22 protein-coding genes are annotated in these 24,957 nt (G+C 62.8%); 14 read left to right on the top strand and 8 right to left on the bottom strand.

Annotation, left to right across the window (positions count from 1 at the left end; all coding sequences use genetic code 11):
* The first annotated feature begins 18 nt into the window (after positions 1–18).
* Entirely contained in the window at positions 19–1,119 is a 1,101-nt protein-coding gene (gene gbcB, locus NRG23_RS21805) for a glycine-betaine demethylase subunit GbcB (protein ID WP_009051230.1), read from the top strand.
* A 128-nt stretch (positions 1,120–1,247) separates the two neighbouring features.
* Here the strand turns inward: gbcB and NRG23_RS21810 are convergent, their stop codons facing one another.
* From NRG23_RS21810 to NRG23_RS21825, 4 genes are all read right to left on the bottom strand, one after another.
* Positions 1,248–2,072, bottom strand: a complete 825-nt coding sequence (locus tag NRG23_RS21810; protein WP_101283792.1) for an NAD(P)-dependent oxidoreductase — start codon at positions 2,070–2,072, stop codon at positions 1,248–1,250.
* 137 nt (positions 2,073–2,209) lie between these two features.
* Positions 2,210–3,034 carry a nitrilase-related carbon-nitrogen hydrolase gene (locus NRG23_RS21815; RefSeq protein ID WP_257372040.1) on the bottom strand — a complete coding sequence of 275 codons (825 nt, stop codon included), beginning with the start codon at positions 3,032–3,034 and terminating at the stop codon, positions 2,210–2,212.
* Positions 3,031–4,476 carry a cytosine permease gene (locus NRG23_RS21820; RefSeq protein WP_009051227.1) on the bottom strand — a complete coding sequence of 482 codons (1,446 nt, stop codon included), beginning with the start codon at positions 4,474–4,476 and terminating at the stop codon, positions 3,031–3,033. The genes NRG23_RS21815 and NRG23_RS21820 overlap by 4 nt, the downstream gene beginning before the upstream one ends.
* A gap of 167 nt (positions 4,477–4,643) precedes the next feature.
* Positions 4,644–5,684 (bottom strand): low specificity L-threonine aldolase, encoded by a 1,041-nt coding sequence (locus NRG23_RS21825; RefSeq protein ID WP_009051226.1) that lies wholly within the window; start codon positions 5,682–5,684, stop codon positions 4,644–4,646.
* Positions 5,685–5,908: 224 nt separating this feature from the next.
* On the opposite strand from NRG23_RS21825, the gene NRG23_RS21830 reads away from it, so the two are divergent.
* The 8 genes from NRG23_RS21830 to fdhA all read left to right on the top strand — a co-directional run bounded on the left by NRG23_RS21830 (position 5,909) and on the right by fdhA (position 16,281).
* Positions 5,909–6,661 (top strand): conjugal transfer protein TraX, encoded by a 753-nt coding sequence (locus NRG23_RS21830; RefSeq protein WP_257372041.1) that lies wholly within the window; start codon positions 5,909–5,911, stop codon positions 6,659–6,661.
* Positions 6,662–7,089: 428 nt separating this feature from the next.
* On the top strand, positions 7,090–8,343 hold the full coding sequence (glyA, locus tag NRG23_RS21835; protein ID WP_009051224.1) for a serine hydroxymethyltransferase: 1,254 nt from the start codon (positions 7,090–7,092) through the stop codon (positions 8,341–8,343).
* Between the two features lie 23 nt (positions 8,344–8,366).
* The gene (locus NRG23_RS21840; RefSeq protein ID WP_009051223.1) at positions 8,367–9,617 is read left to right on the top strand and encodes a sarcosine oxidase subunit beta family protein; all 1,251 of its coding nucleotides are present in this window, start codon (positions 8,367–8,369) and stop codon (positions 9,615–9,617) included.
* Between the two features lie 156 nt (positions 9,618–9,773).
* Positions 9,774–10,103 (top strand): sarcosine oxidase subunit delta, encoded by a 330-nt coding sequence (locus NRG23_RS21845; RefSeq protein WP_009051222.1) that lies wholly within the window; start codon positions 9,774–9,776, stop codon positions 10,101–10,103.
* Positions 10,100–13,117, top strand: a complete 3,018-nt coding sequence (locus tag NRG23_RS21850) for a sarcosine oxidase subunit alpha (protein ID WP_053270099.1) — start codon at positions 10,100–10,102, stop codon at positions 13,115–13,117. The genes NRG23_RS21845 and NRG23_RS21850 overlap by 4 nt, the downstream gene beginning before the upstream one ends.
* Before the next feature lie 133 nt (positions 13,118–13,250).
* Positions 13,251–13,883 carry a sarcosine oxidase subunit gamma gene (locus NRG23_RS21855; protein ID WP_009051220.1) on the top strand — a complete coding sequence of 211 codons (633 nt, stop codon included), beginning with the start codon at positions 13,251–13,253 and terminating at the stop codon, positions 13,881–13,883.
* 160 nt (positions 13,884–14,043) lie between these two features.
* Complete coding sequence (gene purU, locus NRG23_RS21860) at positions 14,044–14,901, top strand: formyltetrahydrofolate deformylase (RefSeq protein WP_009051219.1); 858 nt, start codon at positions 14,044–14,046, stop codon at positions 14,899–14,901.
* A 180-nt stretch (positions 14,902–15,081) separates the two neighbouring features.
* Positions 15,082–16,281: a formaldehyde dehydrogenase, glutathione-independent gene (gene fdhA, locus NRG23_RS21865; RefSeq protein ID WP_009045939.1), complete on the top strand. Its 1,200-nt coding sequence runs from the start codon at positions 15,082–15,084 to the stop codon at positions 16,279–16,281.
* A gap of 61 nt (positions 16,282–16,342) precedes the next feature.
* On the opposite strand, the gene NRG23_RS21870 is transcribed toward fdhA, so the two are convergent.
* The 3 genes from NRG23_RS21870 to NRG23_RS21880 are packed head-to-tail and all read right to left on the bottom strand — an operon-like array spanning position 16,343 to position 18,447.
* Positions 16,343–16,909, bottom strand: coding sequence for a hypothetical protein (locus NRG23_RS21870; protein WP_257372042.1), 567 nt, complete (start codon positions 16,907–16,909; stop codon positions 16,343–16,345).
* Positions 16,906–17,859, bottom strand: coding sequence for a CHAP domain-containing protein (locus tag NRG23_RS21875; protein ID WP_257372043.1), 954 nt, complete (start codon positions 17,857–17,859; stop codon positions 16,906–16,908). Before NRG23_RS21875 ends, NRG23_RS21870 begins: the two co-directional genes overlap by 4 nt.
* A gap of 9 nt (positions 17,860–17,868) precedes the next feature.
* The gene (locus NRG23_RS21880) at positions 17,869–18,447 is read right to left on the bottom strand and encodes a PAAR domain-containing protein (protein ID WP_257372044.1); all 579 of its coding nucleotides are present in this window, start codon (positions 18,445–18,447) and stop codon (positions 17,869–17,871) included.
* Positions 18,448–18,779: 332 nt separating this feature from the next.
* Here NRG23_RS21880 and NRG23_RS21885 point away from each other — a divergent pair, with 332 nt between their 5' ends.
* Positions 18,780–19,352, top strand: a complete 573-nt coding sequence (locus NRG23_RS21885; protein ID WP_025807292.1) for a DUF2780 domain-containing protein — start codon at positions 18,780–18,782, stop codon at positions 19,350–19,352.
* Here the strand turns inward: NRG23_RS21885 and NRG23_RS21890 are convergent, their stop codons facing one another.
* A complete protein-coding gene (locus NRG23_RS21890; protein WP_028684192.1) occupies positions 19,353–20,240 on the bottom strand; it encodes an acyltransferase in 888 nt (295 codons plus the stop codon).
* 325 nt (positions 20,241–20,565) lie between these two features.
* Here NRG23_RS21890 and NRG23_RS21895 point away from each other — a divergent pair, with 325 nt between their 5' ends.
* The 4 genes from NRG23_RS21895 (at position 20,566) to creD (ending at position 24,884) form a co-directional block, all read left to right on the top strand.
* Positions 20,566–21,066 carry an ATP-dependent zinc protease gene (locus NRG23_RS21895; RefSeq protein ID WP_009051216.1) on the top strand — a complete coding sequence of 167 codons (501 nt, stop codon included), beginning with the start codon at positions 20,566–20,568 and terminating at the stop codon, positions 21,064–21,066.
* A gap of 59 nt (positions 21,067–21,125) precedes the next feature.
* Positions 21,126–21,806 (top strand): two-component system response regulator CreB, encoded by a 681-nt coding sequence (creB, locus tag NRG23_RS21900; protein WP_041984848.1) that lies wholly within the window; start codon positions 21,126–21,128, stop codon positions 21,804–21,806.
* On the top strand, positions 21,806–23,227 hold the full coding sequence (gene creC, locus NRG23_RS21905; RefSeq protein WP_257372045.1) for a two-component system sensor histidine kinase CreC: 1,422 nt from the start codon (positions 21,806–21,808) through the stop codon (positions 23,225–23,227). The genes creB and creC overlap by 1 nt, the downstream gene beginning before the upstream one ends.
* Before the next feature lie 280 nt (positions 23,228–23,507).
* A complete protein-coding gene (gene creD / locus NRG23_RS21910; RefSeq protein ID WP_009051213.1) occupies positions 23,508–24,884 on the top strand; it encodes a cell envelope integrity protein CreD in 1,377 nt (458 codons plus the stop codon).
* The last annotated feature ends 73 nt before the right edge of the window (positions 24,885–24,957 follow it).

Genomic DNA, 24,957 nt, shown 5'->3' on the forward strand with positions numbered 1-24,957 from the left:
TCGGCCGTGGAGATCAGCATGTCCAACAACTTCCTGAACCCGGTAACCACCCAGACCTGGGCCAATGGCCGACACATCGTCCGTTGCGTCAAAGTCATCCAGGAAACCTGGGACGTGCGCACCTTCTGTTTCATGGCCGACCAGCCGATCATGTTCTTCTTCAAGCCGGGGCAGTTCGTCACCCTGGAGCTGGAGATCGAAGGCCAGCCGATCATGCGTTCCTACACCATTTCCAGCTCGCCCTCGGTGCCCTACAGCTTCTCGGTGACCATCAAGCGCGTCCCTGGCGGCAAGGTGTCCAACTGGCTGCACGACACCCTGCATGAAGGCCAGGAGCTGGCGGTGCACGGGCCGGTGGGGCTGTTCAACGCCATCGACTTCCCGAGCCCGAAAGTCCTGTACCTCAGCGGCGGCGTCGGCATCACGCCGGTGATGTCCATGGCGCGCTGGTTCTACGACACCAACGGCAATGTCGACATGGTGTTTATCCACAGCGCGCGCTCGCCGAAGGACATCATTTATCACCGCGAGCTGGAGCACATGGCGTCGCGGATCGACAACTTCAGCCTGCACCTGATCTGCGAGAAACATGGCCTGGGCGAGCCCTGGGCCGGTTATCGCGGCTACCTGAACCACAAGATGCTGGAGCTGATGGCGCCGGACTTCCTCGAGCGCGAGGTGTTCTGCTGCGGCCCGACCCCTTACATGAACGCGGTCAAGCGCCTGCTCGAGGCCAGTGGCTTCGACATGTCGCGCTACCACGAGGAATCCTTCGGCGCGACGCCACCGGAAGCCCGTGCCGACGCCGTGGAACAGGCCGAACAGGCCGCCGAGGCGCCGGAAATCGACGTCGCCGACCTGCACCAGGTGGAGTTCACCGCTTCCGGCAAGAGCATCCGCGTGGCGCCGGGCGAGACTGTCCATGCCGCCGCGGCCAAGCTTGGCCTGATGATCCCCAAGGCCTGCGGCATGGGCATCTGCGGCACCTGCAAGGTGCTCAAGCTGGGCGGTGAAGTGGAGATGGACCACAACGGTGGCATCACCGAGGAAGACGAAGCCGAAGGCTACATCCTGTCCTGCTGCAGCGTTCCGAAGGGGGATGTGCGGGTCGAGTATTGAGCGAACGTTTCCGGTCCCGGGCGTGGCTTGGGATCGCGTTATCGTTCATCGCGAGCAAGCTCGCTCCTACAGGTTCTGCACCTGACCTGTAGGAGCGAGCTTGCTCGCGATTGGCGCCCTGCGTTTTTTCAATCGATAAACAGATCCGTCATCAGCGCTTCGCTGCTGTCGGGATCGAAGCGGTAATGGGCGAAATCGCTCACCCCCTGTTCGCGCAGTATTTCCTCGTCGATCAGCAAGCGTCCGGTGATGCGGCGCTGGCTGCTGGAGAGGATCGTGTGGGCCGCGTCGGCCATGATCGCAGGCGTGCGCGCATGCTTGAACGACTCGCGTGAACCCAGCTGGAACTCGATGGCGGCGGTGGCGATCATGGTCTGCGGCCACAGCGAGTTGACGCTGATGCCGTAGTTCTTGAATTCCTCGCTCATGCCCAGGGTCAGCATGCTCATGCCGTATTTGGTCACGGTGTAGGGGCTGTACTGGGCGAACCATTTGCTCGCCAGGTTCAGCGGCGGCGACAGGTTGAGAATGTGGCCGCCGCTGCTTTTCAGGTAGGGCAGGGCCGCCTGGCTGCACAGCAGCACGGCGCGGGTGTTGATCTGGTGCATCAGGTCGAAGCGCTTGAGCTCGATGTGTTGCACCCCGGTCAGCTTGATTGCCCCCGCATTGTTGACCAGCGCATCGATGCCGCCGAACTGCTCGGCGGCCTTGGCCAGGGCCTGGCGCACCACCTCTTCGTCACGCACGTCCACTTGCAGGGCCAGGGCCTTGCCCCCCAGCGCCTCGACCTCGCGGGCCACGCTGAAGATGGTGCCGGGCAGCTTGGGATGAGGGTCGGCGCTTTTCGCCGCGATCACGATATTGGCCCCGTCCCGCGCCGCCCGCAGGGCGATCTCGCGGCCGATGCCACGACTGGCGCCGGTGATGAACAGGGTCTTGCCTTGTAAGGACATGGAGACGCTCCTGATTATTGTCGTTATCCGAGCGGGTACAGCGGCTCGCCAGTCAATCTAGTTCATGTCTGGCGCGTGTGCGGGGCGGGGGCGAAAAGGCGCTGGGCCGCGGGCCTTGCCCGCGGCAGGGGGAGGACTCAGTACAGCGCCGGACGGCGATCCAGGTGCACGTGGTTATGGGCGCTGATGTGTTTGTGCCGGGCGTCCGCCAGGGGCAGCTCCGCCAGCAGCAGTTGCTGCTGGGGATGACGGGTGCTGCCGGCCAGCGGATAACCGTCGGCGTCGACGATCAGCGAGCCGCCGACCCAGGCCACGCCACGCTCGTCGCCGCAGCGGTCGCAGGCGGCGATGAACATGCGGTTGACCGCGGCGTTGGCCTGGACCCGGACCATTTCCGCCGGGCGCTCGCCCGCGGGGCGCGGCCCGTCCGGCCAGTTGACCGGGGCGCAGAGCAGGGCGGCGCCGGCCAGCGCGGGCAGGCGTACCCATTCCGGGAACTCCAGGTCGTAGCAGATCAGCATCGCGATCGCGCCAAAACGGGTCTCGACCACCGGTGGCGGCTGGTCGCCGACCGTGAATACCAGCTTCTCCCGGTCCCACAGATGGGCCTTGCGATACACCGTCACCCGCCCTTCGGGCTCGACCAGCGCGGCGCTGTTGGCCACTTGCCCGGCATTCAGGCGCTCGCAGAAGCCGCCGACGATCACCACCTGCAGTTCCGCAGCCAGGGCCTTCCACAGGGTCAATGTCGGCCCGTCGAGGGGCTCGGACAGCGCCAGCGCCTCTTGCCGGTCGGCGAACACATAGCCGCTTTGCACCAGTTCCGGCAGCACCACCACCTGGGCGCCCTCGGCGGCGGCCTCGCGAATGGCCCGCTGGCCCAGGTCACGGTTGTAGTCGAGCTCGCCCACCCGCGGGGCGAGCTGTTGGCAGGCGACGTTCAGGGTATGCGGTCCAGTCATTGGCCGACTCCTTCCAGTTGGCGTTCGCTGGCCTGGATCGCCAGGCGCTCGGCATCCAGGTCCAGGCCACGGGTCAGCGCCCAGTAAGCCACGCCGGCCACGGCCAGGCCGATGACAAAGGCAATGTCCGCGCCCTCCAGCGCCCGGGAAACCGGGCCCTGGTAGAAGCTCAGGGACATGAACGGAATCATTGCGATCAGGCCGAGGAAATAGGCGACCAGCCCAGGCATGGCCCAGCGGCCATAAATGCCGGCCGGGTTGAAGATGTCGCTGATGGCGTAGTGACCTTTGCGCACCACGTAGAAGTCCGCCAGGTTGACCGCGGTCCAGGGCACCAGGAAATACAGCATCAGCAGCACGAAGGTGTTGAAGCTCGCCAGGTAGCTGTCGGGGATGTTCATGGCGATCAGGAAAATCACCACCGCCACCAGGGCAATGCCCACCACCCGGCTCTTGAGGTTCGGCTGGATCTGCAGGAAACCGTCGATGGCACTGATGCCGGTGAGCATCGCGCCGTAGCAGTTGACCGCCATGATGCCGACCAGGGCGGGCACGGCGATCAGCACGGTGAAGGTGCCGAAGCCCGGGATCATCTGGTTGCCGACTTCGCGGACGCTGCCGATGGCGTCCGGGGACGGCAGGGCGGACGCCAGGAAGGCACCCAGGGACATCAGCCACAGCGCCGAACCCGCGGCGCCCAGGTAGGTCCAGAAAATCACCTGGCGCGACGAGGTCTTGTGCGGCAGGTAGCGCGAGTAATCCGAGACATACACCGAGTAGCTGATCTGGTAGCCGGCGGCCGCCGACAGCTGGATCAGGAAGGCCGACCAGGAAAAATGCGCGTCGGCCACGGCGGCATCGGCCTGCAGGGTCATCAGCGCGCTGACGGTCAGTACGCTGAACACGCTGATCATGATGTAGGTCAGCCAGCGCTGTACGGCGTGCAGCAGGTCATGGCCGACCACGGCGATGATCACCGCGAGGATGATCATCAGGCTGTACCAGGGCGCCCGCGCGCCGGGTACCACAGTGTTGATCGCATCGGTGGCGAGGATCACGTTGAACACGTTGAAGCCGATGTAGACGAAGACCACGGCGGTGAACGGCACGATGGCGCCGCGCAGGCCGAATTGCGCCCGCGACTGGATCATCTGCGGCAGGCCCATGCGGGGTCCCTGGTTGGCGTGGAAGGCCATGCAGAAGGTGCCCAGGCAGACGCCGAGGACGATGGCCAGGATCGAGTAGTGCAGGCTCAGGCCGAGGGCGGCGCCGGTGAAGCCGGTGACCATGGTGGTCAGGACAAAGTTGCCGGTGAACCAGAACGGTCCCTGGTGCCAGACCTTGCCGTGGCGCTCGTGGCGCGGCACGTAGTCGATGGAACGGGTTTCGATCTTGAGGCTGGGTGACGGGGCTTTTTCCGTTGCCGCGGGCAGGCTGGTCATGGGGGATTGCCTTGTTTTTATAAATTGACCCCGGAGTCTCGGATATACGCCTGTGATGTTGAATCAGTGGAGGGAAATAATCAGTTCAGGAATCTGTGAACTGATGTCACGCAGCGCCGGCCCGCCGCTTCTGGTCGCGACAGGAAGCAGCGGGCCGGCGAAGGCGCTTAGCCGGCCATGACCTGGCGAATGTCCGCGGCCAGTTCGCGGACCCGCGCTTCTTCGGTGTCCCACGAGCACATGAAGCGCGCGCCGCCTTTACCGATGAAGGTGTAGAAGCGCCAGCCCCTGGCGGTCAGCGCGGCGATGGCCGGTTCCGAGAGTTGCAGGAACACGCCGTTGGCCTGCACCGGGAACATCAGTTCCACCCCAGGAATGTCCGCCACCAGCTCGGCCAGCAACTGTGCGCAATGGTTGGCGTGGCGGGCGTATTTGAGCCAGGCGTCGTTTTCCAGCAGGCCGACCCACGGCGCCGACAGAAAACGCATCTTCGAGGCCAACTGGCCGGCCTGTTTGCAGCGGTAGTCGAAGTCTTCGGCCAGCTTGTGGTTGAAGAACAGGATCGCCTCGCCCACCGCCATGCCGTTTTTCGTGCCGCCGAAGCACAGCACGTCGACCCCGGCTTTCCAGGTCAGGTCGGCGGGCGAGCAGCCGAGGAAGGCGCAGGCGTTGGAGAACCGCGCGCCGTCCATGTGCAGGTTCAGCCCCAGCTCCTTGCAGGTGGCGCTGATGGCGCGGATTTCTTCCGGGGTGTAGACGCTGCCGACTTCGGTGGCCTGGGTCAGGGTCACCACCCGTGGCTTGGGATAGTGGATGTCCTGGCGCTTGAGGGCGATGTCGCGGATCGAGTCCGGGGTCAGCTTGCCGTTCTCGGTGCCGGCGATCAGCAGCTTGGAGCCGTTGGAGAAGAATTCCGGGGCGCCGCATTCGTCGGTTTCGACGTGGGCGGTTTCCGAGCAGATGACGCTGTGGTAACTCTGGCACAGCGACGACAGGGCCAGGGAGTTGGCGGCGGTGCCGTTGAAAGCGAAGAACACCTCGCAGTCGGTCTCGAACAGTTTGCGGAAATAATCGGCGGCGCGTGCGGTCCACTGGTCGTCGCCGTAGGCGCGTTCGTGGCCGCGATTGGCCTGTTCCATGGCCGCCCAGGCCTCGGGGCAAATGCCGGAATAGTTGTCGCTGGCGAATTGTTGGCTCTTGTCGGTCATGGCCGTCTTCCGTGCTAAGGGTCCGAAAGGGGAGTCCTTCGATAAAGGGCTCCGGATAAGGCGCTCCTGGGTAAGGAGCTCTTGGGTAAAGCGTTTGCAACGAGGTCTGGGCCAGCAGGACAGCGCAGGCCTCGCAGAGATCGGTGGAGCGCCACTTTACCCAAGATTGACGGGGGAGCACACGCTCTGTTTATGGGTGAAAAATGCACAGGCCATGAGGATATATGCCAGACCCGATGCTGACCCCGCTGACCCCGCTGACCGCCCGGCGCGATGGCGCCCTGGACCTGCTCAAGTGGCTGGCGCTGCTTTGCATGGTGCTCGATCACCTGCGCTACGTCGGCTGGAACCTCGATCTGCTGTATGTGCCCGGGCGCCTGGCGTTTCCCTGGTTCTGCCTGGCGCTGGCGGCCAATGTGGCGCGGGCCGGCGCGGTGGAGCGCGAGGGTGCGGGGCAATGGCGTTACCTGGGCTGGCTGCTGCTGTTCAGCCTGCTCAGCGAAGTGCCGTACCGGCTGTACATTCCCGACCCCGACACCCTGAATGTGCTGCCGACCCTGGCCCTGGGCCTGCTGGTGGCCCGTGCCTGGCAGCGCCGCGGTGGCCTGGCGCTGTGGCTGGGGATCGTCGCGGCCTTGCTGGGCGGGCTGTTCGACCGCTACCTGATGTTCGGCCTGTTTGGCGTATTGCTGCCGCTGGCGCTGTTAATAGTGCTGCAGCGCCGCTGGTACTGGGCGCTGCTGCCGGGGTTGCTGTGCCTGGCGGCCAATCAGTGGGAAAGCCTGCTGCCGGCGGCGCGCCAGGGCAACCCGGTGGCGGCCTGGGCCTTGGTCACCTGCGTATTGGCGCCGTGGCTGGGGCTGGCGATCCTGCGGCGGTTGCGCGGTTTTTCGCCGCCACCGATGCGGCGCTGGGCCTATCTCCTGTACCCCGGGCATTTTCTCCTGCTGCTGGCGCTGCGCAATCTCCTGGCCTGATGGCGAGCATTGTCGCTGTGGCCCTGTAGCCGCTGCCGAGCCCGCGAGGCTGCGATCGGCCGCGAAGCGGTCGTAAAACCAGGCAACCTGTTCTTCCAGGCATATCGCGTGCTCAGGTTTTGCGAGGACTGCGTCCTCGAGCGCAGCCTCGCAGGCTCGGCGACGTGCGAGCAGGAAACCTGCAGCGCCACTGGTCGGCACCAGCGGCTTGCGGTCCGGGGCAAGCCGTGGATATAGAGCCTTCGGCTTGTGGCGCCGGGAAGCATTTGTCTCTCTGCGCCAGGCCATGTCGTAAACGCACCTTTGCGTGGCGTCCATAGGCATTTGACCGGTCAGCGCCGGTCATACCATCGCATCCAAAGGGCACTACCGCAGGGTACGTGCCTCACCGAGACGAAAGGCGCACCGCCGCCGCTGGGAGAGACGCGATGTTCAGCAAGCAAGACCAAATCCAGGGTTATGACGATGCACTGCTGGCGGCCATGAATGCCGAGGAGCAACGTCAGGAAGATCACATCGAGCTGATCGCGTCGGAGAACTACACCAGCAAGCGCGTGATGCAAGCGCAAGGCAGTGGCCTGACCAACAAGTACGCCGAAGGTTATCCGGGCAAGCGTTACTACGGTGGCTGCGAGCACGTGGACAAGGTCGAGGCCCTGGCCATCGAGCGCGCCAAGCAACTGTTCGGCGCCGACTACGCCAACGTCCAGCCGCACTCCGGTTCCTCGGCCAACAGCGCCGTGTACCTGGCCCTGCTGCAAGCCGGCGACACCATCCTGGGCATGAGCCTGGCCCATGGCGGCCACCTGACCCACGGCGCCAAGGTGTCGTCCTCGGGCAAGCTGTACAACGCCGTGCAGTACGGCATCGACACCAACACCGGGCTGATCGACTACGACGAAGTCGAGCGCCTGGCCGTCGAGCACAAGCCGAAGATGATCGTCGCTGGCTTCTCGGCCTATTCCAAGACCCTCGACTTCCCACGCTTCCGCCAGATCGCGGATAAGGTCGGCGCGCTGCTGTTCGTCGACATGGCTCACGTCGCCGGTCTGGTCGCCGCTGGCCTGTACCCGAACCCGCTGCCTTACGCCGACGTGGTCACCACCACCACCCACAAGACCCTGCGCGGTCCGCGTGGCGGCCTGATCCTGGCCAAGGCCAACGAAGAAATCGAGAAGAAACTCAACGCCGCGGTATTCCCTGGCGCCCAGGGCGGCCCGCTGATGCACGTGATCGCCGGCAAGGCGGTGTGCTTCAAGGAAGCGCTGGAGCCTGGCTTCAAGGCCTACCAGCAGCAAGTGATCGAGAACGCCCAGGCCATGGCCGGCGTATTTATCAAACGCGGCTACGATGTAGTGTCCGGCGGCACCGACAACCACCTGTTCCTGGTCAGCCTGATCCGTCAGGGCCTCACCGGCAAGGATGCGGACGCCGCCCTGGGCCGCGCCCACATCACCGTGAACAAGAACGCTGTCCCGAACGATCCACAGTCGCCGTTCGTGACCTCCGGCCTGCGTATCGGCACCCCGGCGGTGACCACCCGCGGCTTCAAGGTTACCCAGTGCGTGGAGCTGGCCGGCTGGATCTGCGACATCCTCGACCACCTCGGCGACGCCGATGTCGAGGCCAATGTCGCTCGTCAGGTATCGGCCCTGTGCGCGGACTTCCCGGTTTATCGCTGAGTGCGGTTTTGGAGTAAATGACTATGCAACGCTACTCGGGCTTCGGCCTCTTCAAGCACTCCCTCAGCCACCATGAAAACTGGCAGCGCATGTGGCGCACGCCGACCCCGAAAAAGGTCTACGACGTGGTCATCGTCGGCGGTGGCGGGCATGGCCTGGCGACCGCCTACTACCTGGCCAAGGAACACGGCATCACCAACGTCGCCGTGGTCGAGAAAGGCTGGCTGGGCGGCGGTAACACCGCGCGCAACACCACCATCGTGCGTTCCAACTACCTGTGGGACGAGTCGGCGCACCTGTACGAACACGCGATGAAACTGTGGGAAGGCCTGTCCCAGGACCTCAACTACAACGTGATGTTCTCCCAGCGCGGCGTCTACAACCTGTGCCACACCCTGCAGGACATCCGCGATTCCGAGCGTCGGGTCAGCGCCAACCGCCTCAACGGCGTGGACGGCGAGCTGCTCAACGCCAAGCAGGTGGCGGACGAGATTCCGTACCTGGACTGCTCCAAGAACACCCGCTACCCGGTGATGGGCGCCACCGTCCAGCGCCGTGGCGGCGTGGCCCGCCACGACGCCGTGGCCTGGGGCTTCGCCCGTGCCGCCGACGCCCTGGGCGTGGACCTGATCCAGCAGACCGAAGTGATCGGCTTCCGCAAGGAAAACGGTGTGTGCATCGGCGTGGAAACCAACAAGGGCTTCATCGGCGCCAAGCGCGTCGGCGTGGTCACCGCCGGTAACTCCGGGCACATGGCCAAGCTCGCCGGTTTCCGCCTGCCGATCGAATCGCACCCGCTGCAAGCACTGGTGTCCGAGCCGATCAAGCCGATCATCGACAGCGTGATCATGTCCAACGCGGTGCACGGCTACATCAGCCAGTCCGACAAGGGCGACCTGGTGATCGGCGCCGGTATCGACGGCTGGGTCGGCTACGGCCAGCGCGGTTCGTACCCGGTGATCGAACACACCATCCAGGCCATCGTCGAGATGTTCCCGATCCTTTCGCGGGTGCGCATGAACCGCCAATGGGGCGGCATCGTCGACACCACCCCGGACGCCTGCCCGATCATCTCCAAGACTCCGGTGCCGAACATGTTCTTCAACTGCGGTTGGGGTACCGGCGGCTTCAAGGCAACCCCGGGTTCGGGCAACGTATTCGCCGCGAGTCTGGCCAAGGGTGAAATGCACCCGCTGGCCGCACCTTTCTCCATCGACCGTTTCCACAACGGTGCGCTGATCGACGAACACGGCGCTGCAGCTGTCGCCCACTAACAAAGGCCTCATGAAAACTACTGCGCTCGGCAATACGGCGTTAAAAACAGGCTCGAAATGCTCACTTAGTAAACTAAGCTCCGCTTTCTCCCCTGTTTTTGCCTTGTCTTGCCTTCGCTCGCTACGTTTTCAAGAGGCTTGATAGGAGAAATCCCTATGTTGCACATCTTCTGTCCTCACTGCGGCGAACTGCGCTCCGAAGAGGAATTCCATTCGTCCGGCCAGGCGCATATCCCGCGTCCGCTGGATCCGAACAACTGCACCGACGAGGAGTGGGGCAACTACATGTTCTTCCGCGATAACCCTCGCGGTCTGCACCACGAGCTGTGGATCCACGCCGCCGGCTGCCGTCAGTACTTCAACGCCACCCGCGACACCGTGACCTACGAGATTCTCGAAACCTACAAGATCGGTACCAAGCCGCAATTCACCGACAAGACCGATAGCCCGAAAGCGGCCACGCAGGCTCTGGGAGAGAAGGTATGAGCCAGTCCAATCGCCTGTCCAACGGCGGACGCATCGACCGCAACAAAGTCCTCAGCTTCACCTTCAACGGCCAGACCTACAAAGGCTTCGAAGGCGACACCCTGGCCGCCGCGCTGCTGGCCAACGGCGTGGACATCATCGGTCGCAGCTTCAAGTATTCCCGGCCGCGCGGCATCTTCGCCGCCGGTGCCGAAGAGCCGAACGCGGTGCTGCAGATCGGCGCCACCGAAGCCACCCAGATTCCTAACGTGCGCGCCACCCAACAGGCGCTGTACCAGGGCCTGGTCGCCACCAGCACCAACGGCTGGCCGAGCGTCAACAACGACATGATGGGGATTCTCGGCAAGGTCGGCGGCAAGCTGATGCCGCCGGGCTTCTACTACAAAACCTTCATGTACCCGCAATCGTTCTGGATGACCTACGAGAAGTACATCCGCAAGGCCGCGGGCCTGGGTCGCTCGCCGACCGAGAACGATCCGGACACCTACGACTACATGAACCAGCACTGCGACGTGCTGATCGTCGGCGCCGGCCCGGCCGGCCTGGCCGCGGCCCTGGCTGCCGCGCGCAGCGGTGCGCGGGTGATCCTCGCCGACGAGCAGGAAGAATTCGGCGGCAGCCTGCTGGACAGCCGCGAAAGCCTGGACGGTAAGCCGGCGGCCGAGTGGGTCGCCACCGTGGTCGCCGAGCTGAAGTCGCTGCCCGATGTGACCCTGCTGCCACGGGCCACCGTGAACGGCTACCACGACCATAACTTCCTGACTATTCACGAGCGCCTGACCGACCACCTCGGCGATCGCGCGCCGATCGGCCAGGTGCGCCAGCGCATCCACCGGGTACGTGCCAAGCGCGTGGTGCTGGCCACCGGTGCCTGCGAGCGTCCGCTGGTCTACGGCAACAACGACGTGCCGGGCAACATGCTGGCCGGCGCGGTTTCGGTCTACGTGCGCCGCTACGGCGTGGCACCGGGCAAGAAGCTGGTGCTGAGCACCAACAACGACCATGCCTACCGTGTAGCCCTGGACTGGCTCGACGCCAGCCTGCAAGTGGTGGCCATCGCCGATGCCCGTCACAACCCACGCGGCGCGCTGGTGGAAGAAGCCCGCGCCAAGGGCATTCGCATCCTCACTTCCAGTGCGGTGATCGAAGCCCGTGGCAGCAAGCATGTGACTGGCGCCCGCGTCGCGGCGATCGACGTCAAGGCGCACAAAGTCACCAGCCCGGGCGAGTGGCTGGACTGCGACCTGATTGCCAGCTCCGGCGGCTACAGCCCGGTGGTGCACCTGGCGTCGCACCTGGGCGGCAAGCCGATCTGGCGTGAAGACATCCTCGGTTTCGTACCGGGCGAAGCACCGCAGAAACGCGTGTGCGTCGGCGGCATCAACGGCGTCTACAGCCTCGGCGATTCCCTGGCCGACGGTTTCGAAGGTGGCGTGCGCGCGGCCAGCGAAGCGGGCTTCAAGGCCGTGGAAGCGGTCCTGCCCAAGGCCCTGAGCCGTCTGGAAGAACCGACCTTGGCGCTGTTCCAGGTGCCCCATGAAAAGGGCACCGCGCGGGCACCCAAGCAGTTCGTCGACCTGCAGAACGACGTCACCGCCGCCGCCATCGAACTGGCGACCCGCGAGGGCTTCGAGTCGGTCGAGCACGTCAAGCGCTACACCGCGCTGGGCTTCGGTACCGATCAGGGCAAGCTCGGCAACGTCAACGGCCTGGCCATCGCGGCCCGTTCGCTGAACGTGAGCATCCCGCAGATGGGCACCACCATGTTCCGTCCGAACTACACGCCGGTAACTTTCGGCGCCGTGGCCGGTCGTCACTGCGGGCACATCTTCGAGCCGGTACGCTTCACCGCGCTGCACGCGTGGCACGTGAAGAACGGCGCCGAGTTCGAGGACGTCGGCCAGTGGAAGCGCCCTTGGTACTTCCCGAAGAACGGCGAAGACCTGCACGCCGCGGTCAAGCGCGAGTGCAAGGCGGTGCGCGACAGCGTCGGCCTGCTCGACGCCTCGACCCTGGGCAAGATCGATATCCAGGGCCCGGACGCCCGTGAGTTCCTCAACCGCATCTACACCAACGCCTGGACCAAGCTCGACGTGGGCAAGGCGCGCTACGGCCTGATGTGCAAGGAAGACGGCATGGTCTTCGACGACGGCGTGACCGCCTGCGTCGGCGAGAACCATTTCATCATGACCACCACCACCGGTGGCGCCGCGCGCGTCCTGCAATGGCTGGAGATCTATCAGCAGACCGAATGGCCGGACCTCAAGGTGTACTTCACCTCGGTCACCGACCACTGGGCGACCATGACCCTGTCCGGGCCGAACAGCCGCAAGCTGCTCAGCGAAGTCACCGACATCGACCTGGACAAGGACGGCTTCCCGTTCATGACCTGGAAAGAAGGCCTGGTGGGCGGCGTGCCGGCGCGGGTGTTCCGTATCTCCTTCACCGGCGAGCTGTCGTACGAAGTCAACGTCCAGGCCGACTACGCCATGGGCGTGCTGGAGCAGATCGTCGAGGCTGGCAAGAAGTACAACCTGACCCCGTACGGCACCGAAACCATGCACGTACTGCGGGCCGAGAAGGGCTTCATCATCGTCGGCCAGGACACTGACGGCTCGATGACCCCGGACGACCTGAACATGGGCTGGTGCGTCGGTCGCACCAAGCCGTTCTCGTGGATCGGCTGGCGTGGCATGAACCGCGAAGACTGTGTGCGCGACCAGCGCAAGCAGCTGGTGGGCCTGAAGCCGATCGACCCGAACCAGTGGCTGCCGGAAGGCGCGCAACTGGTGTTCAACACCAAGCAGGCGATCCCGATGAGCATGGTCGGTCACGTGACCTCCAGCTATGCCCACAACTCCCTGGGTTATTCGTTTGCCATGGGTGTGGTCAAGGGCGGCCTGAAGCGGATGGGCGAGCGGGTATTCGCGCCATTGGCCGACGGTACGGTGATCGAGGCGGAAATCGTTTCTTCGGTGTTCTTCGATCCGAAAGGCGATCGCCAGAACGTTTAACCCTACAACCTTGTAGGAGCGAGGCTTGCCCGCGATAGGCATCACGCGGTGCCTCAGACAGACCGCGACGTATTCATCGCGGGCAAGCTCCGCTCCTACGGGGGTGATGCAAGAATTTCAAGACAGGTGCTCTATGACCGCAGTCAACGTTTACCAACAGCGCCCGACCACTGGCGCCAAAGCCGAGTCGTCGCTGCACCATGCCGACCTCGCCAGCCTGGTGGGCAAGGGCCGCAAGAACGCAGGCGTGACCCTGCGCGAGAAGAAACTCCTCGGCCACCTGACCATCCGTGGCGATGCCCATGACCCGGCCTTCGCTTCCGGCGTGCACAAGGCCCTGGGCCTGGAACTGCCGGTGGCCCTGACCGTGGTCGCCAAGGGCGAAACCAGCCTGCAGTGGATGGGGCCGGACGAGTGGTTGCTGGTGGTGCCGAGCGGTGAAGAATTCGCCGCCGAGAAAAAACTGCGCGAAGCGCTGGGCGACCTGCATATCCAGATCGTCAACGTCAGCGGCGGCCAGCAAATCCTCGAGCTGTCCGGCCCGAACGTGCGCCAAGTGCTGATGAAGTCCACCAGCTACGACGTGCACCCCAACAACTTCCCGGTGGGCAAGGCCGTCGGCACCGTGTTCGCCAAGTCGCAACTGGTGATCCGCCGCATGGGCGAAGACACCTGGGAACTGGTGATCCGCCGCAGCTTCTCCGATTACTGGTGGTTGTGGCTGCAGGATGCCGCCGCCGAATACGGCCTCAGCGTTCAGGCCTGACGCGAATCCCTGTAGCCGCTGCCGCAGGCTGCGATCGACCCCGCAGGGGGTGTCGCTCTTGAGGGCGCTGGAAGGTCCTTCGGACCTTATCGCAGCCTTCGGCAGCGGCTACAGGGATGTGCCGCTTCACCGAGAGATCAATGAACAGGAGTCACCCCGCATGAGCCGCGCACCCGATACCTGGATTCTGACTGCCGACTGCCCCAGCGTGCTCGGCACGGTGGATGCGGTGACCCGCTTTCTGTTCGAGCAGGGCTGCTATGTCACCGAGCACCATTCGTTCGATGACCGGCTTTCGGCGCGTTTTTTCATTCGTGTGGAATTCCGCCAGCCCGAGGATTTCAACGAGCAGGGCCTGCGCGACGGTCTGGCCGAGCGCGCCCGGGCTTTCGACATGAACGTCGAACTGACCCCGCCGCAGCATCGGCCGAAAGTGGTGATCATGGTCTCCAAGGCCGATCACTGCCTCAACGACCTGCTCTACCGCCAGCGCATCGGCCAGCTGGCAATGGATGTGGTGGCGGTGGTGTCCAACCATCCGGACCTCAAGCCCCTGGCTGACTGGCACCAGATCCCGTACTACCACTTCCCCCTGGACCCCAACGACAAACCGTCCCAGGAGCGTCAGGTGTGGCAGGTGATCGAGGAATCCGGCGCCGAACTGGTGATCCTTGCGCGCTACATGCAAGTGCTGTCGCCGGAGCTGTGCCGCAAGCTCGATGGCAAGGCGATCAACATCCACCACTCCCTGCTGCCCGGTTTCAAGGGCGCCAAGCCTTATCACCAGGCCTACAACAAGGGCGTGAAACTGGTGGGCGCCACCGCGCACTACATCAACAACGACCTGGACGAAGGCCCGATCATCGCCCAGGGCGTGGAAGTGGTGGACCACAGTCACTACCCCGAGGACCTGATCGCCAAGGGGCGCGATATCGAGGGCCTGACCCTGGCGCGGGCCGTGGGTTATCACATCGAACGGCGGGTGTTCTTGAACGCCAACAGGACGGTGGTGCTTTAACACAGGCCGCTGCGCGGCCTCGCGGGCAAGCCTCGCTCCTACAGATGCACGCAATCCTCTGTAGGAGCGAGCTTGCTCGCGAAGCGATTTTGAAGACGAAACAGCATCTGTACCCGAGCACTCTACGCGCTGCCTTTTTCCGGCAACGCGGTTTCATAAAAACAACAGCGAGGTGAAAGCATGTCTGGTAATCGTGGTGTCGTGTATCTCGGCAATGGCAAGGTCGAAGTACAGAAAATCGACTATCCAAAAATGCAGGACCCGCGCGGCAGGAAGATTGAGCACGGCGTCATCCTGCGCGTGGTATCCACCAATATCTGCGGTTCGGACCAGCACATGGTGCGCGGCCGTACCACTGCCCAGGTCGGCCTGGTCCTGGGTCACGAAATCACCGGCGAGGTGGTGGAGAAGGGCAGCGACGTCGAGAACCTGAAGCTCGGCGACCTGGTCTCGGTGCCGTTCAACGTGGCTTGCGGGCGCTGCCGTTCCTGCAAGGAGCAACACACCGGGGTCTGCCTGACCGTCAACCCGGCTCGCGCCGGCGGTGCCTACGGCTACGTCGACATGGGCGACTGGACCGGCGGCCAGGCCGAATACGTGCTGGTGCCGTACGCCGACTTCAACCTGCTGAAACTGCCGGACCGCGACAAGGCCATGGAGAAGATCCGCGACCTGACCTGCCTGTCCGACATCCTGCCGACCGGCTATCACGGCGCGGTGACGGCCGGCGTCGGCCCGGGCAGCACCGTCTACATCGCCGGCGCCGGTCCGGTAGGCCTGGCCGCGGCTGCGTCCGCCCGACTGCTGGGCGCGGCGGTGGTGATCGTTGGCGACGTCAACCCGGTGCGCCTGGCCCACGCCAAGGCCCAGGGTTTTGAAATCGCCGACCTGTCCAAGGACACCCCGCTGCACGAACAGATCGCCGCGCTGCTCGGCGAGCCGGAAGTGGATTGCGCGGTCGACGCGGTGGGCTTCGAGGCCCGCGGCCATGGCCATTCCGGTGCCCAGCACGAAGCGCCGGCCACGGTGCTCAACTCGTTGATGGGCGTGGTGCGGGTCGCCGGCAAGATCGGTATCCCAGGCCTCTACGTCACCGAAGACCCGGGCGCGGTGGATGCCGCGGCCAAGATGGGCAGCCTGAGCATCCGCTTCGGCCTCGGCTGGGCCAAGTCCCACAGCTTCCACACCGGCCAGACCCCGGTGATGAAGTACAACCGCCAACTGATGCAAGCCATCATGTGGGACCGCATCAACATCGCCGAAGTGGTCGGCGTGCAGGTCATCAGCCTGGACGACGCCCCGCGTGGCTACGGTGAATTCGACGCCGGCGTGCCGAAGAAATTCGTCATCGACCCGCACAAGCTGTTCAGCGCGGCATAAGCCTTCAGCCATAAAAAAGGGCGACCCTTGGGTCGCCCTTTTTTATGGCTGTTTTCGATGATCAGAAACCTGTGCCTGGATAGTGGAACCAGTACTTTCCGGACAGTATTTCTGCAATGTCGGGTGGAGGGAACACAGACGGTGCATCCCGGTTGAAGCGAGAGCGCCATTGCGGCAGCCACCAATAGTTGAGCGCGGTTCCTCTCGGTTTAAGAACGAACCCCAGCACCGTGTCATCGATCCGCCCCTCTTTATAAAACCTGTGGCTGTGATCCATGAGGCCCAGGTAATGGTCGATTGGCAGATTCAGCATCAGGATCGAGGTATAGACCTTCTCCGACTGCGTGCGTGTCGGGCTTTCAAGCAGACCGAGCGCTTCGCAGTAATATGCTTGCGGCTGCTGGGTGAAGCTGCTGGCCGTGGGTTCGGCGAGGATATCGAAGACGTTGGTGTCTTCTTGCCAGGCTCTTCCATCGCCTTGCTTGAAGTAGTCGGTAACGAAACGGGTCAGCGGGCCGTTGGCTACGGTTTGGCCTGCACAGACCAAATCATCGACCGGCGACCAGACGCGCCAGGTCACGATGGAGATGAGTGCAATGGCCAGGAGTGGATACAGGATTTTTTTCATTGTGGTTTGCTGTGTTTGTAGCGACGGAAAACAGTAAAGTCATGGTCCCCTCTGGAGGCGGTGCCATTGAAGTTTCGGAAACCTGCATCATTGACCTCAACCTTCAACCAGCCTGCAGATACACAAACCCCCTTGGCAACGACAAAACCGACGTGACCACTCGCGTCTGAATAATTGGCGGTGTAAGCACCAATATCGCCAGGTAGCGGTTGTGTCTCGACTTTCCAGCTATTGAGTAACTTGTCAGGATTACCCCACTCGGCAGCCAGGGGCGGACTCAGGCTACCATTGCCTGGAAGCCATGTCAGTCGACCATGTTCAATAAGCGCCACGGAAATACCGACAGAAGTGAGAACGTCGTAAACGAACAGGTTGCATTTGTTAGTGTTTTTCTTGAATGAGGTAGTTTTCTCTAGAGTTGGATGAGGTAGCGATTCTTTTTCTTTTGGTCCTGCCCAATCGGTCGAACCACGATGAGAAAGTGCTTTCATCAATATTTTTCTAGGTATGTCATGAATGGCGATTTTTACCGTTCTGATTTCATTGTTATTATTCTTTACTCCGTACTCTACTGAGTAGAAGTTATCATTCGATGGCGTGTCCTGAGTCGATAGCTGGATTTTTGTCCATGGAGATACCGCAACCAGATTTAACCGATTGCCTGCGGTTAGCGTGGCTTTTCCTATGGCTTTCTTATTGCCTGCGGCACTAACGATAAGCAAGGAAACTTCATATTTCGGCTTGCTTTCAATGGTAGTCAAAACTGCATTGTCAGGACCCCTGACAATCGTCTCGAGTTTACGGGCGGTCAGAGTGTAGGTAATTGTTGACTCTTGTTTTTTGGTGATTTTTTTATCGATGGGTTTGCTATCTATAAGAAGCTCGAAATGCACGCCATCTGGCGTATCCATCAGGAAGTCTTTAAAGACCAATGTGATTTCTGATTTCATTGAGGCACCTTATTCAATAGGTTCTTCGTAGGAGAAAAACTCCCAAGTCGAGTCATCACCCACAAAAACAGTATCGCAGGAGGAATAGTCTTCGACGGGGTGTTCTTTTCCCTCTCCGGTTGTTTGGCAAGTACCGTCGTTGAATAAGGTAAGTTGGTCTTTATCTTTTATCTTGTAGGCCAGCCCAGGTTTCTCTATATCATCCTGGCGCTCGATGATGACTTGTAGGCTTTTTGGAAGGCTTATGCTAGAAAGCAAAGCTATTCCGCTACCCACTGGAGCAGAGTGACCTACGCCAGCAAGTCCGCTGTGTTGTTGTGTGAGTAGGGTATTGGTGAAGGGGGGACAGCCACAGGCAACATAGTCTCCTTCCCGTGCAGCGGGACCCGCCGGTAGGTAGACCGTCCTTTCTCCTACGGCAACAATAGGGCCCTTTCCAGCGGCACAAACCGGGCAACTGGCCAGTTGGCCAACCGAACTGATAATTCGGCCCTCTATGTATATACCGTCGTTTCCCTCAAGAATGACACCGCCAGTAGAGGTAGGACCTCCCTTGGACGCTAGCTTTCGTGGATCAGCTGATGACATGGGCTCCCTCCCATTTAACGAGCCCGGATCTCACACGTCGCTTAATCTATTTTCAAGGCCGGTTTTGTATCTATACGTGACAAATATTCGAGACTGGTGGTTAAGCGAGTGAGAATCGCACCATTCAAAAAAAGCAGTATTCGCTCCAGTTTCAAAAGCGTGAGCTGGTGATGATGTACGCTCAATTGCAGTCCGGGGCACTGCATTTTTCACCTCGTTATATTCACTCGGGGATTTGCTCGCGACCGGGAACATTCCTATTGGCCATCAGTCAAATAGCTGCTTTTTCCCACCCAATATCGGGTGGTTTTCATGCTCAAGAGGTTGTCTCGATGAAAATTTCCCGCAGTGTTGCACTGGCTACGTTGCTGACCCTGGGTGCCAGCCCGGTTTTTGCCGCAGGCTTCAGCCTGAGCGATGCCGCCAATGCGGTGTCCAGCATGCAGGGTGGCGACAAGGCTACCGCTGCCGCTCCAACCTCGCAGACCGCCAATCTGCTCAGTGCCCTTTCGCAACTGGATGTCACGCCGGAGCAGGCCATCGGCGGCACCGGTGCGATGCTGGGTCTGGCGAAGAACCAGCTGAGCAGCACCGACTACTCGCAACTGAGCAAAAGCGTTCCGGGGCTGGACAAGCTCTCGGGCGGCAACGCGCTGGGCAGCCTGGGCGCCTTGAGTGGCCTGCTGGGGCAGAGCGGTGGCAGCAAGACCGCCGGCCTGGAGAGTGCGTTGGGTAACGTGCAGAACACCAATGACCTGAACAGCGCATTCAGCGCCCTGGGCATGGACAGCGGCATGATCGGCCAGTTCGCCCCGGTGCTCCTGCAGTTCCTGGGTCAGCAGGGCGTGGGCGGTTCGCTGCTCAACAGCCTGGGCGGGATCTGGGGCGTCGGCAGCGGCAGCTGATCAACCGCGCTCGGCGCGCAAGGCGTCGATGCGCTGATCCTTCTCGGTCCAGAGCTGGTTGACCCAGTTCTGGACGGTCTGGCGAAACGCCGGATCGTTTTCGTAATCCCCCTGCCACAACGCCGGATCCAGCTCACGGGTCTGGATATCGACGATCACTCGCGGCACGTTGCCGCTGATCAGGTCCCAGAAACCGGGAATCTTCTGCTGCGGATAGACCACCGTCACATCGAGGATGGCGTCGAGCTGTTCGCCCATGGCCGCCAGGACGAATGCCACGCCGCCGGCCTTCGGCTTGAGCAGTTGCTTGAAGGGGGATTGCTGTTGCTCGCGCTTGGCCGGCGTAAAGCGGGTGCCTTCCAGGTAGTTGACCACGGTGACCGGCTGGCGCTTGAACAGCTCGCAGGCGGCCTTGGTGATTTCCAGGTCCTTGCCTTGCAGCTCCGGGTTCTTGGCCAGGAAGGCCTTGCTGTAGCGCTTCATGAAGGGGTAATCCAGGGCCCACCAGGCGAGGCCGAGGAAGGGCACCCAGATCAGTTCTTTCTTCAGGAAGAACTTGAAGAAGGGGGTACGACGGTTGAGGGTCTGGATCAGCGCCGGGATGTCGACCCAGGACTGGTGGTTGCTGATCACCAGGTAAGAAGTGTCGCCTCGCAGGTCGTCGCCGCCACGGATATCCCACTGGGTGGGAATGCACAGGGCGAAGATCAGCTTGTCGATTTCGGCCCAGGTTTCGGCAATCCACATCACCGCCTTCGATGCGTGGTCGCGCAGGCGCCCCGGCAGGACCAGCTTGAGCAGGGCGAACACCACCAGCGGTCCGAACAGGACCAGGGTGTTGAGCAACAGCAGCAGGGTGACGAAACAGCCGGTGAGCAGGCGGCGCATAAGGAACTCTTGCAAGCGTTTGGGCGCGCCATGATAAGCACCTTCGCCAGGCAGGCCAAATCCTGATGTGCTGACGAATGTTTCACTTCTGTGGGGGTATGGTGCAGTCAGCCGGGAAAAACCGTAACTGCGCATCACCCCGTACGGTAGGAGCGAGGCTTGCCCGCGATGCAGACGCCGCGTGCTGTCTGAGCGGACGCCATCGCGGGCAAGTCGGATCGCCGCCCGCTCGCTCCTACAGAAGCATGGCCAATAAACGGTAGCGAACCAATTGCCCGGCCACGGTCTAAAATCCTGCTGCCCACTTCCCAAGGAACCTGCTCACGTGAAATCCGTCCTTGCACTCCTATCCCTGCTGGCGCTGCCGGTCATGGCCGCCGAGCCGACCCTCTACGGGCGCTACGAATACATTCAACTGCCGGAAATCGGCGAAACCCTCAAGGCCAAGATGGACACCGGCGCCCTGACCGCCTCGCTGTCGGCCAAGGATATCGAGACCTTTACCCGCGATGGCGAGGAATGGGTGCGCTTCCGCCTGGCGACCAAGGACGCCGATGGCAAGGTCTACGAACACAAGGTGGCGCGGATCAGCAAGATCAAGAGCCGTGCCGATGAAGACGAAGACAAGGAAGAGGCCCAGGTGGCCAAGCGTCCGGTGGTCGACCTGGAAATGTGCCTGGGCAACGTCAAGCGCACCGTCGAGGTCAACCTGACCGACCGCAGCAGCTTCAACTACCCGCTGCTGATCGGCGCCAAGGCCCTGCGCGAGTTCGGCGCCGCGGTGAACCCGGCCCGGCGTTTTACCGCGGACAAGCCCGACTGCTGATTGACGGCGCATGAGGCATCCGGCACCGTTCTGGCACTTACTTTCCGTGCTTGGATGCCATGCCTCATATCCTGATTGTCGAAGACGAAGCGGCGATTGCCGATACGCTGATTTTTGCCCTGCAGGGTGAAGGGTTCAGCACCACCTGGCTGAACCTCGGGCAGGCGGCGCTGGACTATCAGCGCCATACGCCGGCGGACCTGCTGATTCTCGACATCGGCCTGCCGGACATCAGCGGCTTCGAAACCTGCAAGCAACTGCGGCGCTTCAGCGAGGTGCCGGTGATGTTCCTCAGTGCCCGGGACGGTGAAATCGACCGGGTGGTGGGCCTGGAAATCGGCGCCGACGATTATGTGGTCAAGCCCTTCAGCCCGCGCGAGGTCGCCGCAAGGGTCAAGGCCATCCTCAAGCGCATGGCGCCGCGGATGGTGGTCGAGGCGCCGGCTACGCCGTTCCAGGTCGATACCGACAAGTTCCAGATCAGCTACCGCGGCCAGTTGCTGAGCCTGACCCGCCACGAATTCCGCCTGCTGCATTGCCTGCTGGAGCAACCCGAGCGGGTGTTCAGCCGCGAGCAGTTGCTCGACGCCCTGGGGGTGGCGGCGGATGCCGGCTACGAGCGCAGCATCGATAGCCATATCAAGAGCCTGCGGGCCAAGCTGCGCCTGGTGGCGGCCGACGCCGAGCCGATCCAGACCCATCGCGGCCTGGGTTACAGCTACAGCCCGGGGCACAGCTGATGCCGTTGGGAATCCGGATTTTCCTGGTCTACGTCCTGTTCGTCGGCCTGACCGGCTATTTCGTGCTCAGCACGGTGATGGAAGAAATCCGCCCGGGCGTACGCCAGTCCACCGAGGAAACCCTGGTGGACACCGCCAACCTGCTGGCGGAAATCCTGCGTGACGATTTCAAGGCCGGCACCCTCAGCGAGAACCGCTGGCCGGAACTGCTCAAGGCCTATGGCGAGCGGCAGCCGGCGGCGACTATCTGGGGCCTGCCGAAAAACCAGGTCAACCACCGCATCTACGTTACCGACGCCGAGGGCAAGGTGGTGCTGGACTCCAGCGGCCTGGCGGTCGGCCAGGATTATTCGCGCTGGAACGACGTGTACCTGACCCTGCGCGGCCAATACGGCGCGCGTTCCTCGCGCAGCGTGGCCGATGACCCGAGCTCCTCGGTGATGCATGTCGGCGCGCCGATTCGCGACAACGGCCGGATCATCGGCGTGGTCACCGTGGCCAAGCCCAACAGTTCCCTGCAGCCCTACGTCGACCGCACCGAGCGTCGCCTGCTGTGGTACGGCGCCGGCCTGATCGGCCTCGGCCTGTTGTTCGGCGCCTTGCTGTCCTGGTGGCTGAGCGTCGCCCTGCGCCGCCTGACCGGTTACGCCCAGGCGGTCAGCGAGGGTCGCCGCGCCGAGCTGCCGCACTACCGCGGCGGCGAGCTGGAACAACTGGCCACGGCGGTGGAGCACATGCGCACCCAGCTGGAGGGCAAGGCTTATGTCGAGCGTTACGTGCACACCCTGACCCACGAGCTGAAAAGCCCGCTGGCGGCGATTCGCGGGGCGGCGGAGCTGTTGCAGAGCGATATGCCCGGCGAGCAGCGCGCCCGTTTCGTCAGCAACATCGACAGCGAAAGCGCGCGCATGCAGCACCTGATCGAGCGCTTGCTGAACCTGGCGCAGGTCGAACAGCGCCACGGCCTGGAAGAGCGCGAGGCGGTGCCGCTGGCGGACCTGGCGAACCAGGTGCTGGACAGCCAGAAGGCGCGGATCGAGGGCAAGGGCTTACAGGTCGAACAGCGCATCGAGCCGGGGCTGAAGCTGTCGGGCGAAGCGTTCCTGTTGCGCCAGGCCCTGGGAAACCTGCTGGAAAACGCCCTGGATTTCACCCCCGCCGGTGGCGTGTTGCGCTTGAGCGCCAGCAGAGCGGGCGACCAGGTGCGGTTCAGCCTGTTCAACCAGGCCGAGCCCATCCCGGATTATGCCCTGGCGCGCCTGACTGAACGTTTCTATTCCCTGCCACGGCCTGACAGCGGGCGTAAAAGCACCGGCCTGGGGCTGAACTTCGTCGAAGAAGTGGTGCAACTGCATGGCGGCCAGATGCGGATCGGCAATGTGGAAGGTGGCATTGAAGTCAGCCTAGTGTTTCCCGCCTGATTCACCGGGGGCACCGGTTGCGGGTGCTACGCCCCCGATCGCAGCCTTCGGCAGCGGCTACAGGGTACACGCAGTCCATGTAGCCGCTGCCGAGCCTGCGAGGCTGCGCTCGGTTGCGCTCGGTTGCGTAGCGACCGCAGACCCTGAATCCGCGATTTACCTGGAAAAACGCACCGGCTGCCTCCCACAAAGCCAATCTCCACACACTCTCCACACAGCCCCCATAAAACCCCCACATGGGCTGCCCAGACTCTCCCTCATTCGAACAGGGAGAGACTCCATGAACCGCAATCTGACCATAAAGCTGGGGGCGATCGCCCTTTTGATCCTGGGGCTGCTGGTGCCGTTGTTGATGATCGACGGGCTGATCCAGGAGCGCCAGGAACTGCGCGACGGTGTGCTGACCGATATCGCCCGCAGCTCCAGCTACAGCCAGCAACTGAGCGGCCCGCTGCTGGTAGTGCCTTATCGCAAGGTGGTGCGCACCTGGAAAACCAACGAGAAGACCAACACGCGTTACCAGGAACAGGGTGAGAGGAGCGGGCAGCTGTATTTCCTGCCGGAGCACTTCGAACTCGATGGCCAGGTGCGGACCGAGTTGCGCGCCCGGGGGATCTACCAGGCCCGGCTGTTCCATGCCAACAACCGCATCAGCGGCCAGTTTGCGCTGCCCGAGCAATTGGGGATCAAGGAAGACTTCGCCGACTACAAGTTCGAGCAGCCGTTTCTCGCCGTGGGCATCAGCGACATTCGCGGCATCGAGCAGGCGCTGGCCCTCGAGCTGAACGGGCAGAACTTGCCTTTCGCGCCCGGCACCCGGGTTGACTGGCTGGGGGAGGGGGTACACGTCAACCTGCCGCTGCTGGACGGCAAGCGCAGCACCGACCTGGACTTCGCCTTCGACCTGCAATTGCAAGGCACCGGCCAGTTGCAGGTGCTGCCGGTGGGCAAGACCAGCAAGGTACGCCTGCGTGCCGACTGGCCCCATCCGAGTTTTATCGGCAACTACCTGCCGGCGCAGCGGGAGATTTCCGACCTGGGTTTCGCCGCCAACTGGCAGACCTCGTTCTTCTCCACCAACCTGGAAAGCGCCTTGATCAATTGCCTGGCCAGCGGGCAGTGCAAGGAGTTCAAGAACCGCTCCTTCGGCGTGAGCTTCATCGATCCGGTGGACCAGTACCTCAAGAGCGACCGGGCGATCAAATACGCACTGCTGTTCATTGCCCTGACCTTTGCCGGCTTCTTCCTCTTCGAGGTGCTCAAGAGCCTGGCGGTGCACCCGGTGCAGTACGCCCTGGTGGGCGTGGCCCTGGCGTTCTTCTATCTGTTGCTGCTGTCGCTCTCGGAGCACATCGGCTTTGCCCTGGCCTACCTGCTGTCGGCCGGTGCCTGCGTGACGCTGATCGGTTTCTACGTCTGCCATGTGTTGCGCAGCCTGGGCCATGGCCTGAGTTTCGCCGCCAGCCTGGCTGCCTTGTATGGCCTGTTGTACGGCTTGCTCAGCGCCGAGGATTACGCGCTGCTGATGGGTTCGCTGCTGTTGTTCGGCCTGCTGGGTGTGTTCATGGTGCTGACCCGCAAGCTCGACTGGTACGGCGTAGGCCAGGCCAAACCGGCCCAGCCGCTGACGTTCGAAGCGCAGGTGGCCCATGAGTAGGTCGTTGGGCTTGCGCGAGGACCAGCAGCAAGCAGAGGCCTTGTTGGCATGGATAGTCGGGTTGTTGCCTGAA

It is taken from the genome of Pseudomonas sp. T8 (assembly GCF_024610635.1).
GTDB lineage: Bacteria > Pseudomonadota > Gammaproteobacteria > Pseudomonadales > Pseudomonadaceae > Aquipseudomonas > Aquipseudomonas chlororaphis_I.